Raw genomic sequence first — 16,527 nt, 5'->3', positions numbered from 1 at the left:
AGAAGCAAACAGTAAAATGTTTCTGCACAATAAGGCTGTTTTGAATCTGTAAGAACAACCATAATATCATGAAACGAATCTTTTATCTGTTTTTAGTATCCTTTATCTGTTTATCTACTGTGTATGCCGGTACAGTAAAAAAAGTAGAACCGGCCTTTTGGTGGGCTGGTATGCAAAATACCGAACTTCAGGTGTTGCTGTATGGAGAAGATATAGCCGGATATAACGTTTCAATCACTTCATCGTCGGTGAGGTTGAAAGAAACAGTCGTGTTGGAAAACAAGAATTATCTGCTGCTCTATCTGGATACTAAAGACGCTCAGCCGGAATCGTTTGATATTGTGTTGCAGTTGGGAAAAGAAAAGAAAGTCATCCCTTACGAAATCAGGCAACGGAAAGCGGATTCACGTGAAAGAATCGGTTTTAATGCGAGCGATGTGCTCTACCTTATTATGCCGGATCGCTTTGCGAATGGCGACAGTTCGAATGATGTTATTCGGGGCATGAAAGACGAAAAGGTAAACCGTGCGGATCTGCACGCCCGACATGGGGGCGATTTTAAAGGTATAGAGCAAAAACTAAACTATATTGCCGATCTTGGCGTAACGGCGGTTTGGTTGAATCCAATACTTGAGAATGATATGCCCAGTGGTTCTTATCATGGCTATGCGGCAACAGATTATTATAAAGTGGACCGTCGTTTCGGAACAAACGATGAGTTTGTATCTCTTGTTGATAAAGCGCATCAAAAGGGACTCAAGATCGTTATGGATATGATATTCAATCATTGCGGTAGCGAGCACCATTTCTTTACAGACAGACCGTCCAGCGATTGGTTTAACTTTCCCGAAGGTTTTGAACAAACTTCCTATAACACAACTCCCCAATACGATCCGTATCATTCGGAATACGATAAGAAAAAAGCGATAGACGGTTGGTTTGTCGAATCTATGCCCGATTTAAATCAGCGCAATCGTCATGTAGAACGTTATCTGATTCAGAATAGTATTTGGTGGATTGAATACAGCGGTATTGACGGTATTCGCCAGGATACACATCCGTATGTAGATTTTGATATGATTGCTCGTTGGTGTAAAGAGGTGACAACTGAATATCCGGATTTTAATATTGTAGGCGAAACCTGGTATTCAAGTAATACCGCTATTTCATACTGGCAGAAAGACAGTAAATTGGCTGCTCCCAAAAACTCTAACCTACGTTCGGTAATGGATTTTCCGTTAATGAATGTGATGACAAACGCTTTTGACGAAGAAACAGTTAATCACGGAGGACTGAATAAACTGTATGAATATTTAGGTCAGGATATACTTTTTCCCGATCCGATGGAGTTGCTTATATTCTTAGATAATCACGATTTATCACGTTTTATAAGAAACAAAGAGCAGATTTCAAACTTCAACCGTTTTAAGCAAGCCTTCGCGTTCTTGTTGACAACAAGAGGTATCCCGGAAATTTACTACGGAACAGAAATTGCAATGACCGGAGACAAAGCCAATGGCGATGGTTCTTTGCGCGAGAACTTTCCCGGAGGATGGGCGAGCGACGAGCGCAGCGCGTTTACACCTGATGGTAGAACGGCGGAGGAAACCCGGACTTTTGAATACCTTAAAAAACTACTCAATTGGCGCAAAGGTAATGATGCGATAGCCAAAGGCAGCCTCAAACATTTCTCTCCTGCCGCGACCGGTGTGTATGTGTACGAACGAAAGTACGAAGATAAATCGGTAGTGGTTCTATTGAACGGACTGAATAAGGACGTCGATCTTCCTCTTAATCTTTACCGTGAGATACTCCCCAAGAAATCAACAATCAACATTATTGATGGCAACCAATATAACTTACAGGAAGGCTCATTAAAAATCCCATCAAGAGATGTTATAATATTTGAGTTTTGACAAAGGAGCATTGACTAATTTTTCCCAGCCACTCCGGCCACCACTCTCTCTTAGTCAACCGATCCTCCCTGTCATCTCGACCGAAGTGGAGAGATCTCTGCATGGAGCTTCGTTAAATAATAGTCTGATGGTATGAGATGTTTCGACAGGCTCAACATGACAGTGTGTTGTGATAAGATCCTTCGACAGGCTCAGGATGACAAAGGATGGGACAGGGTTTTAAGGGGTTTCACCCCTGTGACCCCACATCATTTTTTGGCTTGATCCAAAAAACGAAGCAAAAAAGATCAAGGCTGCACTTCCTTCGCTAAAAAACACTGCGCTTTCGCTAAACAAATCGAAAACTCGCTGCGCTCAAACAACGATTTGTTTTTAACGCTTTCGCTCCGTGTTTTTCTTAACGCTCATCCAGTGAGGCCGGTTTTTTCACGGCTCGCCGCTTTTCGCGGCATCGCGCTCTTTTACGGGTAGGAACCACTACTCTCTTTATTTTTCTACGAACACTGACCACCCTCCCTGTCATCTCGACCGAAGTGGAGAGATCTCTGCATGGAGCTTTCGTTAAATAATAGTCTGATGGTATGAGATGTTTCGACAAGCTCAACATGACAGTGGGAAGGATCCACCCTCTTTGTCATTCCGACCGAAGTGGAGGAATCTCTGCATAAGGCTTCGTTTATCAGTGAAAAAAACACCTCGTAGATAAGGCTGTAAAAAGACATTACTATATCTTTAAAAAGATATCCTTTATTTTTGGAAAGATATCCTTTATTTTTTCAAAAATAACCTTTATGTTTTTTGACATCCCCAAGGCCTTGAGAAACAGTTTGTTATAACTTGCTTCTCTGAGGGGTAAAATGGGGGTGATTTTAACTTAAAAAAAACGAATTAACATCAACCTTAAAGAGGAATTTGGATTAATATATCTGACGAAAGGGCTAAACTAATAACTGAAAAAATCTTTTTGAAAGAGATATTAAAATTATAAAGCAGTTATACGTTCCTAAAAATCAAATTACTGATATTCAAAATTAATATTTTGTTTGTATATTTAAAGAAGGGCTTATATTTTTCTTATTTTTGCGAAATGGAAGATGAGTATTCCAAAGCAGTCAGAAGCTAAAATTTGAACCGAATCATGAGGTAAGGACACAGAGCCGAATTGCGGTAATATTATTTTTGTCGTTTCTAAAAAACAAAATTCTGACCGAGGAAAATAGAGAGAAATAAAATAAGTGTGGAAGAAAATGTTACTTTCTGAAAAAACGGCTGAAATAGTATAATAGTTCATGAATGTCAGCTTGAAAAAAAAGGAGTAACGTTTGATAATATGTAATAAAACATACAAAACCAATTACAGAATTGAGATTTAAAGTATGGAGGAATTGAATTATATAGATTTGTTTGCGGGAGCAGGGGGGCTTTCAGAGGGATTTATCCGTACCGGATTTAACCCGGTTGCTCACGTTGAAATGAACAAAGATGCTTGTGATACTATTAAAACAAGAACAGCTTATCATTGGCTGAAAGAAAATGGAAAATCTGAAATCTATTACAATTATCTGAAATCTGAAACTAAAAACAAAGAAGAACTTTGGGAAGAGGTTCCTCAAAATTTAATCACTTCAATTATCAATAAAGAAATTTCAGAAAAGTCTTTGTCGGAAATTTTTGAAGTGATAGACAGAGAGTTGGGAGATAAAGAAGTGGATGTTATTATAGGAGGACCGCCTTGCCAGGCATATTCTGTTGCTGGCAGAGCTAGAGACCCACACGGAATGAAAAAAGATCAGCGGAATTTTCTTTATAAATACTATGTTGAATTTCTGAAAAGATATCAGCCGAAAATGTTTGTATTTGAAAATGTTCCAGGAATTCTAACAGCCCAAAATGGTGTACATCTGGAAAATATTTTCAAGGCTGTAAGAAAAGCAGGATATGAATTAAGTCTTCCAACAAATAACCAACAAATTCTTAATGCTAAAAATTTCGGGGTTTTACAAGATAGGAAAAGAGTAATAATCATAGGTTGGAAACAGGAGTTGAATTTGATATATCCTGATTTTGAAGAGAATGAACCACAATATGAAGTTCTGAAAGATTTGTTTTCCGATTTGCAAAAATTGCAAAACGGAGAAGGAACTTTGAATGCTGTTGATTATGCAAAGCCAACAACAGATTATCTGGAACAAGCGAAAATTCGAAATGGTTTAGAGTTCGTAACGCAACATTTAGCTAGACCTAACAACGAAAATGATTTAGAAATCTACCGTATTGCTGTTGATGAATGGAACAACGGTAAACGTTTGAACTATGCCAATCTGCCGCCAGCATTAATAAAGCACAATAATACAAAATCATTCACTAACAGATTTCAGGTTGTAAACGGGCAAGGCATTTCACATACTGTAGTTGCGCATATAGCAATGGATGGGCATTATTATATTCATCCTGACAAAAAGCAAAACCGCTCTATAACAGTTAGAGAAGCAGCACGATTACAGTCTTTCCCTGATGATTATTTTTTTGAAGGAAGCCGTACAGCAGCTTTCAAACAAATTGGCAATGCTGTTCCTCCTTTAATGGCTGAAAAGATTGCGGAGAAAATCAGAGAGATGATATGAGCGAATTTGTCAAAGCCGAAATAGCCAAGCCAAACCCAAAAACAACAATCAAATCTTACAGAAGTTTTGGTTACAATCTTTCTACTGCTATTGCTGATATTATTGACAATTCAATTTCCGCAAGTGCTGACGAAATTTGCATTGAATACAAATGGAACGGGCAGGATTCATTTATTTCTGTTTCCGATAACGGAACGGGAATGAATAAAGATGAACTTGTCTTAGCAATGACACCAGGATGTAAAGACCCTGAGGAAGTAAGGACTGAAAAAGATTTAGGACGTTTCGGAATGGGCTTGAAAACTGCTTCTTTTTCACAGTGCAAACGGCTTACATGCATCACCAAACGTGAAAATTATGCAATAATCAAACGTTGCTGGGATATTGATTTCATCAATGCTGAAAATGAATGGCAGTTGCTGGATTATGTTTCTGACGATTCATTTCTTGAAAAATTGAAAAAGCAAAAATCAGGAACATTAGTTCTTTGGGAAAAGTTAGATCGGATTATCGGTAATGCAGAATCAATAAACGAAAGTGTTAAAAATGCTTTTTATCAGGAAATGATAAATGTAAAACATCATTTAAGTTTGGTGTTTCATAAATTTATAGAGAGTAAACGAGTGAAAATTTTCTTTCAAAACGAAGTCATTGAACCATACAATCCATTTTTACTCAACCTAAATCCAAAGCCTGAAATGGGGTTACCTGAAAGTTTTGGTAATGTGGAAATTACTTACTTCATTTTACCCCATATGTCAGAAATAGGGAAAAGTGATTATGAAAATTCAGGAGGTTCGTTAGGTTGGTTTCAGGAACAAGGATTTTATATTTATCGTGGAGAAAGATTGCTTGTTGCCGGCGACTGGCTTGGACTTCAAAAGAAACGTGACTATTCAAAGTTGGCGAGAATTGCAGTTAATTTCACAAATGAAAATGATTTTAATTGGCATCTTGATATTAAGAAATCAACCGCAATACCCCCAATAGAAATTCGTAAAGAGCTTGATCGGATTGCAAGAATGGCAATTATGAAATCAGCAAAAATATATAACTGGCGTGGACAAAAAACGATTTCAGAAAGTGGAGAATCTAATCTCGAACCATTATGGACGGACGATAAAACCAGAAACGGAATAAAGAAATACCAAATCAACAGAAAGCATCCAATTATAAAATTGTTGCTGGAAGAAAATAGCAAACTATTTGGAAAAGTATTGAAGTTATTGGAAGATAACGTTCCGATTGAGTTGATTTTAAGTAATCAAAACGAAGATCCAGCTTTCCACGAATTAGAAAAACAATCTGAGATACCAAGTCAAGAGTTAATCAATTTAGCTGTTGAATTATACAATATAAATGTATCACAAGGAATACCGAATGAATTAGCAAGTCAACAAATTATGAGTGCTGTTCCGTTCAGTTTATATCCACTAATTAACGAGTATTTGAAATGAATAATATTAACCAAACAGCTAAACTTATTTGCCATGCCTATCTCAATTTGATACCACATGAAAGCATCAATGAGGAAACTATTTTTAAAATTATTGATGAGAAAATTATGTCTTCGCCTGAATTTTCAAACGTCGATAAACAAGCCTTGTTTGAAAATCTCAATGCGGATTTTAGTATTGGAAAAGGTGCAATTACCGAACTTTATGATGAAAGTGTTACGCCTTGGTTGAATGACGAAAAGGCAAATGTTAACTTTGAATTATGGAACAGATACAAAGCGTATATGCAGGAAAACGATTCGTCATTTCCTGTAAATGATTTGGACGATTTCACTGATAGAATTCTTGACAAGTGTGTTAATCCAAAGGAAACAAAATCATTTGACAGGCGTGGAATGGTTGTCGGACACGTTCAGTCAGGTAAAACGTCCAACTATGTTGGGCTTATTAATAAAGCAACTGACACAGGTTACAAAGTAATTATCATCATTGCAGGTACAATCAGTTCACTACGCAGACAGACACAAGAAAGAATTGATTCGGGTTACATAGGAAGAAATAGTTCTGCATTTATCAGAGAAAAAGAGAACAAAATTGTTGGTGTAGGAAAATATAAAGTCGGAACGGATATTTATTCGCTTACTTCTGCATATTATAAAAGTGGAGATGAGGGCGATTTCAACCAAAAAATTGCTAATGGATTAAATATACCAATCGGGAAAAATCCTGTTGTTTTTGTTATTAAAAAGAACAAAAGCATTCTTGAAAACTTGATTGACTGGTTTTCAAAAGATGTAAATGCTATAAATGTGGACGGAACACCAAAATTGTTTAACGTTCCGGTACTAATAATAGATGATGAAGCAGATGCAGCTTCTGTTAACGCTTCCAGAGATATTAACGACATCAAAACAATAAACCGTTTAATCCGAACTTTGCTGAATGTTTTCAACCAGAATACTTTTATTGGTTATACGGCAACTCCTTATGCAAACCTGTTTATTTCACAAGATTATAACGAAAAACAAACAACAACTGTAAAAAACAAACAATACAAAATCGGAGAAGATTTATTTCCAAGAGATTTTATCATAAATATCAAAACTCCCACAAATTATATTGGTGCCGCAAAAATTTTCGGTTACGAAAACCCAAATTCCGATCTCACAAAAGAACCTTTGGATATTTTTCGAGAAATCAATGATTTTGACCCACCATTTTTCAGAACAATCAATAAAGAAAACAAAGATGTTTTACCTGAATATCTTCCCGCAAGTCTTAAACGTGCAATAAAATCGTTTATTCTGACTTGTGCAATCCGAAGACTCAGAGGACACGAAAATAAACACAACTCCATGCTTGTTCACGTTGCTTTGCTTGTAAGGTGGATTGATCGGATTGCGTATTTGGTAAACGAAAAAACGAAAAAATATCAAAATGCTATTCAAAGTGAAGATGAAACTTTGCTAAATGAATTAAAAGAATTGTACGAAACTGACTTTTTACCCACAACACAAAATATCTTGGAAAATTTGGATTATACCGACATCAGGATAAAACAGCATACTTGGGAAGAGGTCAAAAAGGAATTAAAACAAGCTGCTTTAAAAATTGACGTTCGTTCTGTTCACGGCACACGTTCAACAACTAATCTAGAGTATCATAAAATTGAGGAAATTGACTACAACCGGCACGAAAACGGATTATCTGTAATTGCCGTTGGTGGCAGCCGCTTGTCAAGAGGGATTACACTGGAAGGACTATCAGTTTCTTATTATTTGAGAACAACTCGAATGTATGATTCTCTTATGCAAATGGGGCGTTGGTTTGGGTATCGTCCCGGCTACGTTGATTTATGTAGATTATATACAACTAATCAGATTTTTGACTGGTTTAACCATATTACAATGGCAACCGAAGAAATGCGGAACGACTTTGACGAAATGACCGCAACGCATCAACGTCCGAAAGATTTTCGTTTAAAAGTCAGAAATCATCACGGTTTGCTAACCATTACAAGCCTGAATAAATTACATTTTTCGGAAGATATTGAAATTTCGTTTTCGGGAGAAAATCCGCAAACTTACTGTTTACTGAAAACAAAATCTGCGATTGACAACAACTTTAATGCTCTGAAAAACCTGGTTGATACAATTGGTTTCCCTTCAAAAGAAAATAGAAAAGAACTGAAAGGAAATACAAGATATTTGCTTTATCCAAATGTAAATATTGAAGCCCTTTGCAGTTTTATTGATGCTTACAGAATTGAACAGCCAAGCATTATCAATGCAACGTTAAGCGACTACATAAGAACTCAATCAAAGGCGGATAAAATTAAAGAATGGAGCATTTGTATTGTTTCAAATACGGATGAAAAAGTGTTTGTAGATTATAATGGAAAAACACCAAGAAAAGAACGCAAACCCAACGAATGCGTTGCAACATATCAACTACAACATAATAACGAAGTTATTACTATGGGGTGTAGTGTTCGTAATCAGCAAATCGGACGAGGTGGTGAGTTTTATTTAATTTCGAAAAACCAGATTGACCAAACCGGTGACCGGCAGGTTGATTTAACTTTACAAAACAAAGATTTTACTTACAACGATATTAAAGAACAACGAAAAGCTGAAAAGAAAGGGCTTTTATTGATTTACGCATTAGATGAAAGAGGAACGCCAAACGTTAATAATGGTATTCCAATCATTGGATATAGTTTGCATTTTCCAAGGATTGATGATGAAGTTAAAGTTTCGTACACTGCTTCCATTAACCGTGAATTTGATAATGAAGTAATGGACGATGACGACAACCCTGAAACTGACAACCAATGATAGACATCAAAACAATTTGGGAAAATCACAAGCCAACAGGCGATATAATTATCAAAACAAGAATTGATAAAATACCACATTTACACTGTTTTGTAGCAACAAACCATATTACAGGACAGCATTTGTTTATTTTGTCTGTGGCAAATAATGTAGCATTCCCAGAACTGAAAAAATATCGTTTCAAAGGAGTTGAGATTTTTACGATTGAAGCAGAAACCAATATGGAACTGAACATTTATCTACTGGACAAAGATTTAAAAGATATTTTTTCATTGTTTATTCAAAATATTCTTGAAGATATTCAATTATGCATTACGGAAAGTGAAGCAATAACAACAGCACTGAATGTAGTTTCAAAATGGAAAAAACTTTTTGATAAAATCAACTTTAATGGTTTGTCAATGGAACAACAAAAAGGTTTAATTGGCGAATTGTTGTTTCTCAATCATCTTTTAGATAAAGACAAAACATCTATAAACGCAGTAAATGCGTGGACTGGTACAGAACGGGAGTTTCAGGCGAAAGATTTTACCTTGGGAACTATTGGTGTTGAAGTCAAATTTTCCTCATCGAAACAACCACGAATTATAGTTTCAAACGAAAGACAATTAGATGTTGAAAATTTCAACGATTTATTTTTGATTTTGTATTCAGCTGAAGCCGTTAAAGACAATGGAATTTCACTTAATTCAATAGTAGAACAAACCCGGAATAAAATATCAACTGAAGAAGAACGTAGTATATTCTACGGGAAACTGCAGCTAAACGGATATTTTGAAGAAGACAGAGGATATTATAACAAAATGTATGCGCTAAAAAAAATCTTTGTCTTTGCTGTAACTTCTGAATTCCCTAAAATCGTAAAAAAGGATTTGCCGTTGGGAATTTATGATACTTCGTATTCAATAGAAATTTCTTCAGTAGAAAATTTTATAGTAGAACCTGAAACCATAATTGAAAATATTTAGTGAATGGAAAGAGCGTTAGAAAACTATATTGAAGAATTAAAATCTGATGTTGCTTCTCTGGTTTATTCCGAAGGAGAAGGAGCAAGTTTTGAAGATAAATTTACAGAATACTGCATTGAGGTTTTTGAATTAATAGGAAAGTCTGAAGGAGCAAGGGTTTTGTCTTACATTCATCCAAACAGTCAGGGCGGAATTGACTGGAAGATAAATGGCTATTGTTTGAAAGATTTGTTTAAAGACGAAAACAAAAAGGAATACTTTGAAACACTTGATTTATTTATCACATTTTATAAAAATGAATATAATTACAATATCACAAAAGATGATTACACAAAATCACTCAATCAAATAAAACGCTTTATCAATGCGGCTTTGAAACGCCATATTGATTACATTGATAAATCAAATACTGAACTCACTCACTTAATTGATATAATCGAAAAACAAGGAAAAGATTTTGACCGTATTAATGTTTATTTTCTGATAAATGGTTTTTCAAATCACGACAAAGAGAAAATTGAAATTAATGACGTTGATGTTTTCGTTCATACGTGGGATGTTTCGAGACTTTTTAAAATCAATGAATCCAATAGTGTTCACGAACCGATAGAAATAGAATTTGAAAATTTTACTGAAGACGGAAAAGGCTTACAATGCTTGCAAGTACCAAGTATTGACGAAATGTACGATTGCTATTTGGCAATTGTGCCGGGCGAAATTTTAGCGAAGTTGTACAAAGAATTTTCAAATGAATTATTAGAAAGCAATGTTCGAGCGTTTTTAGGACAGGCAGGGAAATTCAATAAAGGAATCAGAGATACCATTCGCACTAAACCACAAATGTTTTTGCCATACAATAACGGAATTACGGCAACGGCAGAAAGCGTTGAAACGAAACTTATAGATAACCAGTTAGTTATTACCAATCTTAACGATTTTCAGATTGTAAACGGAGGGCAAACAACGGCTTCATTATATCACACACAGAAAAAGTTTAAAGATGCTGATTTAAGTAAAATATTTGTTCAGATGAAACTCACTGTTATCAAAGATAAAGAACAAAAGAACATTGAAGTTCCGAATATTTCACGCTTTGCAAATAGTCAGAATAAAGTTTCTGAACTGGATTTATCTTCAAATAACCCGTATTTTGTGCAGATTGAAAATTTGTCAAGAAAAAAATATGTTGTTAATCCTGAAAATAAAAATCAGTCGCTTTTGTGGTTCTTTGAACGTGCAAACGGACAGTATCGTGAAACGCTCAATAAACAAACAGCAGCACAACAAAAGAAATTTAAAGAGCAAAATCCGTCAGACAGAAAATTTGTAAAATCAGATGTTGCCAAATTTATTAACGTTTGGGAATTAGAACCGCATTTTGTTTCACAAGGTTCACAGAAAAACTTTATTCACTATACGAAAAAGATTAATGAGTTAGTCAGTAAAAACAAAATGCCTGGCGAGAATTTTTATCGTAAACTCATTGCAAATGCAATTTTATTTAAAACTACTGATAAGCTTTTTGGTCGTAAAAATGTAGATGCAATTGGAGATACAAGCATCAAAGCATTAACTGTTGCCTACACGGTTTCTTATTTTCATTTTCTGACGGAGAACAGACTTAATTTATGGAAAGTTTATGAAGAACAAAAAACGGACGACATCCTTAAAGGTCATTTAAAGAAATTGCTTGTTTTTGTATATAACCATATAGTTTCAGAAGCAAACAATAGTTTGATATCAGAGTACGCAAAACGGGCAACTTCTTGGGAAAATCTGAAAGACACTCCTTATTCTGAAAATTTAATTTCAATTCTGAAATATTATTTGATTTCTGAAAAAGAAAAAGTGCAACGAGAAAATGAAAAAGAACTTGAAGCAAATAATGTAGAAGATAGTATTTTTGTAATTAGTGAAATTCAAAAAATGGGATTGAAATTCTGGGATGGTTTTAGAAGTTATATTAACCTAAATAAGCCAGATGGATTTGATTATATGATGATGTTTGATTTGCTAAAAAAGTTAAAAGAAAGTAAAAATTTAACAGCAAGAGAAATTAACTTTGGCAAAAAAGTTCTTGACTATGTTCAGGTAAATCCAACACTTGTGGACGAAGCAAAAGCATTATCTAAACTTGACGAAACAGAAATTGTTGAAGTGAAATTTATCTACGACAAACTTTTGCTCCTATCAAAAGACGACTGGAAACGAATTGTTGATATAGCAAGCCAGACAAAAATATTTAATAACCTTGAATTAGCAAATGTAAAATCAGTTCAGATTGCATTAGCAAAAAAAGAAAACGTTAGAGAGCAAGCACTGATAAAAACATTTGAATCGTTGAAAAAGCTAAAGAAATTTGGAATAAAGATATAAGTCCCAACAAAACTAATTTACGTAATCAAATTTAATTCATTTCATATTTACTATGAGCTAACAGAAGTATATTGAAGCACAAATCAATAAGCTTTGTAACCTAATAGTCAATAGTTTTTTTTGTAAATCGTTATAAAAACTTAGTATTTAACTGATACAGCTTTTCTCTGAAAGCTTTAACTTAAAAAAAGCGAATTTTCGGTCGGATAATTTTCAAAACCTGATTTTATTACATAACTGTTTCCATATTTCTTTGTGTTCCGTGAGGAATAGCGAGCATTATCATGTATATTTGTGATATTGTTGATAATGGCCTACTGGGAATATTATGAGGAAAATTGTTGTTTTCTGCTTTCTGCTTACTTTGATTACGACATCTGTATCCGGACGAAATATGATTGATTCTCTATTATTGAAGTTGGATGAGGTTGTGGCGGATCGTGGTGTTTTTTTGCAGGAAAAAGAACAACAAATCGCAGAAATAAAAGAGAAACAAAAAAAGGCTTCTAGCAACGAAGAACGGTATGGTTTATATGGAGAACTGTTTGAAGTGTATAAAAACTATCAGATGGATTCGGCCTTGTTTGTTGCAAATGCAAGGATTAAAACTGCCGAAATGATCGATAATCCCCGGTATCAGTTGATTTCTTCCATGAATCTTGCGGAAGTGATGATTGGAACGGGAATGTATAAAGAAGCATTCGACCTTCTGGACAATCAAAGCCGGGAAATACAAACTATTGATGTGTTGACTTATCGTTATCATCTGTATCATTCGCTTTATGTATTGATGATGGATTATTCTATCTCCGAAAAACAAAAAGAGGAATACAAGCAGCTGTCTGTGCAGTATAAAGATTCTATCCTGAGCGTTTTGTCTGATGATCAAATTGGTTGGCACATGGTAAGCACTACTCGCTTGCTGGCCGAAAACCGAACGGAGGAGGCGTTGGAGATGGGGCTGGCATGTTACAGTAGATTCGGTGTTTCCAACCAGTCAATAGCCATGTCTGCCTATACGTTGGCTGAAGTTTGCAGACAGATGGGAAACCGGGAGGAGGAGAAAAAGTATTTGGCAATCTCGGCTTTAGGCGATTTACGGGGAGCTGTTAAAGAGTATATCTCTTTGCGGGATCTGGCCTTGATGCTGTATGAAGATGGGGATATAGCCCGGGCCTACGATTATACAAAATGTGCGATGGAAGATGCTATATTCTGTAATGCGCGATTGCGTGCTTTGGAGATTTCACAGATACTGCCTATTATTAATGAGTCGTATGACCTGAAAATGCAACGTGAAAAAGACAGGCTTGCTTCGCTTTTAGGGGTAATCTCGCTTCTTTCACTTTTCTTGATGGGTGCGCTACTTTATATTTATAAACAACTGAAAGCACTCTCGGTGACACGTAAACGATTGAAGCAAAGTAATTCCGATCTGGAAATATTTAATGCGAACTTAAATAAACTGAACCGGGAATTGTCGGAGTCAAATCTGGTGAAAGAGGAATATATTGGCTATGTGTTTAGTATGTGTTCTGCTTACATTGACAAAATGGAAGATTTTCGTAAAAAGACCAATCGTAAATTAAGGGCCGGACAGATTGAAGAGTTATTACGAAACACGAGTTCTTCCTCGCTTGTGTCTGATGAGTTGAAAGAGTTTCACCTTAGTTTTGATACGATCTTTTTAAAATTATATCCCACATTTATCGATGAATTCAATTCGCTTCTTCTGCCGGAAGAGGCTGTGGTTCCGAGAGAAGGCGATTTGTTAACTCCCGAACTCCGAATCTTCGCTCTTGTGCGCTTAGGTATTTCTGATAGTGCTAAGATAGCGGACTTCCTTCACTACTCAACCCAGACGGTTTACAATTATCGACTGAAGGTAAGGAATAAATCCCGTTTGCCTAAAGACGAATTCTCAGACGCGGTTAATAGAATCGGACGTATTGTCATGTAATCTGTCATATTTTCTACGCATTTCCCCTTGTTGTTTTTTTGGCATACCATTTGTGTTATGGTTGATACAAAATGAAAATAACAATTTAAACTATATACAGAAATGGGTAAAATAATAGGAATAGACTTAGGAACAACCAATTCGTGTGTGGCTGTACTGGAAGGAAACGAACCGGTAGTTATCACAAATAGCGAAGGTAAGAGAACAACTCCTTCAATCGTGGCTTTCGTTGAAGGCGGCGAAAGAAAAGTGGGAGATCCTGCTAAACGTCAGTCAATTACTAATCCGGAAAAGACAATATTTTCAATCAAACGTTTCATGGGTGAAACATTTGATCAGGTATCAAAAGAAATACCACGAGTACCTTATAAGGTAGTGCGTGGAGATAATAATACGCCTCGTGTTGATATTGACGGACGTCTTTATACGCCACAGGAAATTTCTGCTATGACACTTCAAAAGATGAAGAAAACGGCAGAAGATTACTTGGGACAAGAAGTGACAGATGCGGTAATTACCGTTCCTGCTTACTTTAATGACGCGCAACGTCAGGCTACAAAAGAAGCCGGTGAAATTGCCGGACTGAATGTGCGCCGTATCGTAAACGAACCGACTGCCGCTTCATTGGCCTATGGGCTTGATAAATCGAATAAAGACATGAAGATTGCTGTATTCGACTTAGGTGGTGGTACATTCGATATTTCAATCCTTGAATTAGGTGACGGTGTGTTTGAAGTAAAATCAACCAATGGTGATACTCACTTAGGTGGTGACGACTTTGACCACGTGATTATTGACTGGTTGGCCGAAGATTTTCTGGCCGACGAAGGCATTGATCTTCGTAAAGATCCGATGGCACTACAGCGTTTGAAAGAAGCTGCTGAAAAGGCGAAAATTGAATTGTCGAGCACAACAAGTACTGAAATCAACCTGCCGTATATTATGCCGGTAAACGGAATTCCAAAGCACTTGGTAAAAACATTGACACGTGCAAAATTTGAACAACTCGCGGATTCTTTGATTCAGGCATGTATCGAACCTTGTCGTAAATCATTGAGTGATGCCGGATTGAATACTTCTGATATTGACGAAGTGATTCTGGTTGGAGGTTCAACACGTATCCCTGCTATCCAGAACGTTGTGGAAAAATTCTTTGGCAAATCTCCGTCAAAAGGTGTAAACCCGGATGAGGTGGTTGCCGTAGGTGCTGCTATTCAAGGTGGTGTATTAACCGGAGAAGTAAAAGATGTATTGCTGCTTGACGTAACTCCTCTTTCTTTAGGAATTGAAACAATGGGTGGTGTAATGACAAAATTAATTGAGTCTAACACAACAATTCCAACAAAGAAGTCGGAAACCTTTACAACAGCGGTAGATAATCAGCCATCTGTTGAAATACATATCCTACAGGGAGAACGTTCTTTGTCAAGAGACAACAAGTCGATTGGACGTTTCCACTTAGACGGAATTCCTTCCGCTCAACGTGGGGTTCCACAAATTGAAGTAACATTTGATATAGATGCCAACGGTATCCTTAACGTATCTGCGAAAGATAAAGGAACCGGCAAACAACAAAGCATCCGTATCGAAGCATCAAGCGGTTTGAGCGACGATGAGGTAAAACGTATGAAGGAAGAAGCTGCTGCAAACGCTGAAGCCGACAAGACGGAAAAAGAACGTATCGACAAGCTGAATCAGGCTGACAGTATGATTTTCCAGACAGAAAAACAACTGACAGAATTAGGTGACAAATTGCCTGCTGACAAAAAAGCTCCGATCGAAGCAGCCCTTGCAAAACTTAAAGAAGCTCACAAAGCGCAAGACATTGCCGCAATCGACGCTGCTACAGCAGAACTAAACAGCGTATTCCAGGCAGCAAGCCAGGAAATGTACAATGCCCAAGGCGGAGCCCAAGGCGGTGCGCAACCAGGCCCGGACTTCAGTCAAGGCGCAAACAACGCTGGCAGCAACAACGCCCCCAAAGACGGCGGCGTAACAGATGTTGACTTCGAAGAAGTGAAGTAAAAGGCGATTAAGATTGATCACTAAATACAAGAAAAATCCCTGTAAGCTATTTGTTTACAGGGATTTTTGTTTTTGTATATTTGCAGATAGCTATTGTTTTTGATAGTTTTTTATTATACATATTGTTCAGTATTTGTAACAGAACTTATCTAGTTGCATATTCCGGTGATACCCGGCCAGTGATACCGGCTATACCCTGCCAGTTTTTATTCTTGTAGTTTTGTGTTTTTACCTGACAATATTACTGTTTTTTCTTCTCATCGATTCTCCTTGTAGTTCAAACCTGTGAACAGAATAAATTATTCTATCTATTATCGAGTCAGCCAGAGTTGGACGCTAGTTATTCATTAATTTGTACATTTAC

8 protein-coding genes are annotated in these 16,527 nt (G+C 36.4%); all 8 read left to right on the top strand.

What is annotated here, in order from left to right:
• The first annotated feature begins 68 nt into the window (after positions 1-68).
• The 8 genes from B9Y81_RS02050 to dnaK all read left to right on the top strand — a co-directional run bounded on the left by B9Y81_RS02050 (position 69) and on the right by dnaK (position 16,163).
• Positions 69-1,916, top strand: a complete 1,848-nt coding sequence (locus tag B9Y81_RS02050; RefSeq protein ID WP_085535326.1) for a glycoside hydrolase family 13 protein — start codon at positions 69-71, stop codon at positions 1,914-1,916.
• Positions 1,917-3,292: 1,376 nt separating this feature from the next.
• The gene (locus B9Y81_RS02045; protein WP_085535325.1) at positions 3,293-4,540 is read left to right on the top strand and encodes a DNA cytosine methyltransferase; all 1,248 of its coding nucleotides are present in this window, start codon (positions 3,293-3,295) and stop codon (positions 4,538-4,540) included.
• Complete coding sequence (locus B9Y81_RS02040; RefSeq protein ID WP_085535324.1) at positions 4,537-5,997, top strand: ATP-binding protein; 1,461 nt, start codon at positions 4,537-4,539, stop codon at positions 5,995-5,997. Before B9Y81_RS02045 ends, B9Y81_RS02040 begins: the two co-directional genes overlap by 4 nt.
• Positions 5,994-8,834: a Z1 domain-containing protein gene (locus B9Y81_RS02035; protein WP_085535323.1), complete on the top strand. Its 2,841-nt coding sequence runs from the start codon at positions 5,994-5,996 to the stop codon at positions 8,832-8,834. The genes B9Y81_RS02040 and B9Y81_RS02035 overlap by 4 nt, the downstream gene beginning before the upstream one ends.
• On the top strand, positions 8,831-9,802 hold the full coding sequence (locus B9Y81_RS02030; protein ID WP_085535322.1) for a PD-(D/E)XK motif protein: 972 nt from the start codon (positions 8,831-8,833) through the stop codon (positions 9,800-9,802). Before B9Y81_RS02035 ends, B9Y81_RS02030 begins: the two co-directional genes overlap by 4 nt.
• Positions 9,803-9,805: 3 nt before the next feature.
• Positions 9,806-12,178 carry an AIPR family protein gene (locus B9Y81_RS02025; RefSeq protein WP_085535321.1) on the top strand — a complete coding sequence of 791 codons (2,373 nt, stop codon included), beginning with the start codon at positions 9,806-9,808 and terminating at the stop codon, positions 12,176-12,178.
• Positions 12,179-12,572: 394 nt separating this feature from the next.
• Positions 12,573-14,138 (top strand): DUF6377 domain-containing protein, encoded by a 1,566-nt coding sequence (locus B9Y81_RS02020; RefSeq protein WP_245832381.1) that lies wholly within the window; start codon positions 12,573-12,575, stop codon positions 14,136-14,138.
• 102 nt (positions 14,139-14,240) lie between these two features.
• Entirely contained in the window at positions 14,241-16,163 is a 1,923-nt protein-coding gene (gene dnaK, locus B9Y81_RS02015) for a molecular chaperone DnaK (protein WP_085535319.1), read from the top strand.
• Positions 16,164-16,527: the final 364 nt, after the last annotated feature.

This window comes from Massilibacteroides vaginae, from assembly GCF_900178525.1.
Lineage (GTDB): Bacteria > Bacteroidota > Bacteroidia > Bacteroidales > Tannerellaceae > Massilibacteroides > Massilibacteroides vaginae.
This window is presented reverse-complemented; position numbering and strand designations above follow the sequence as displayed.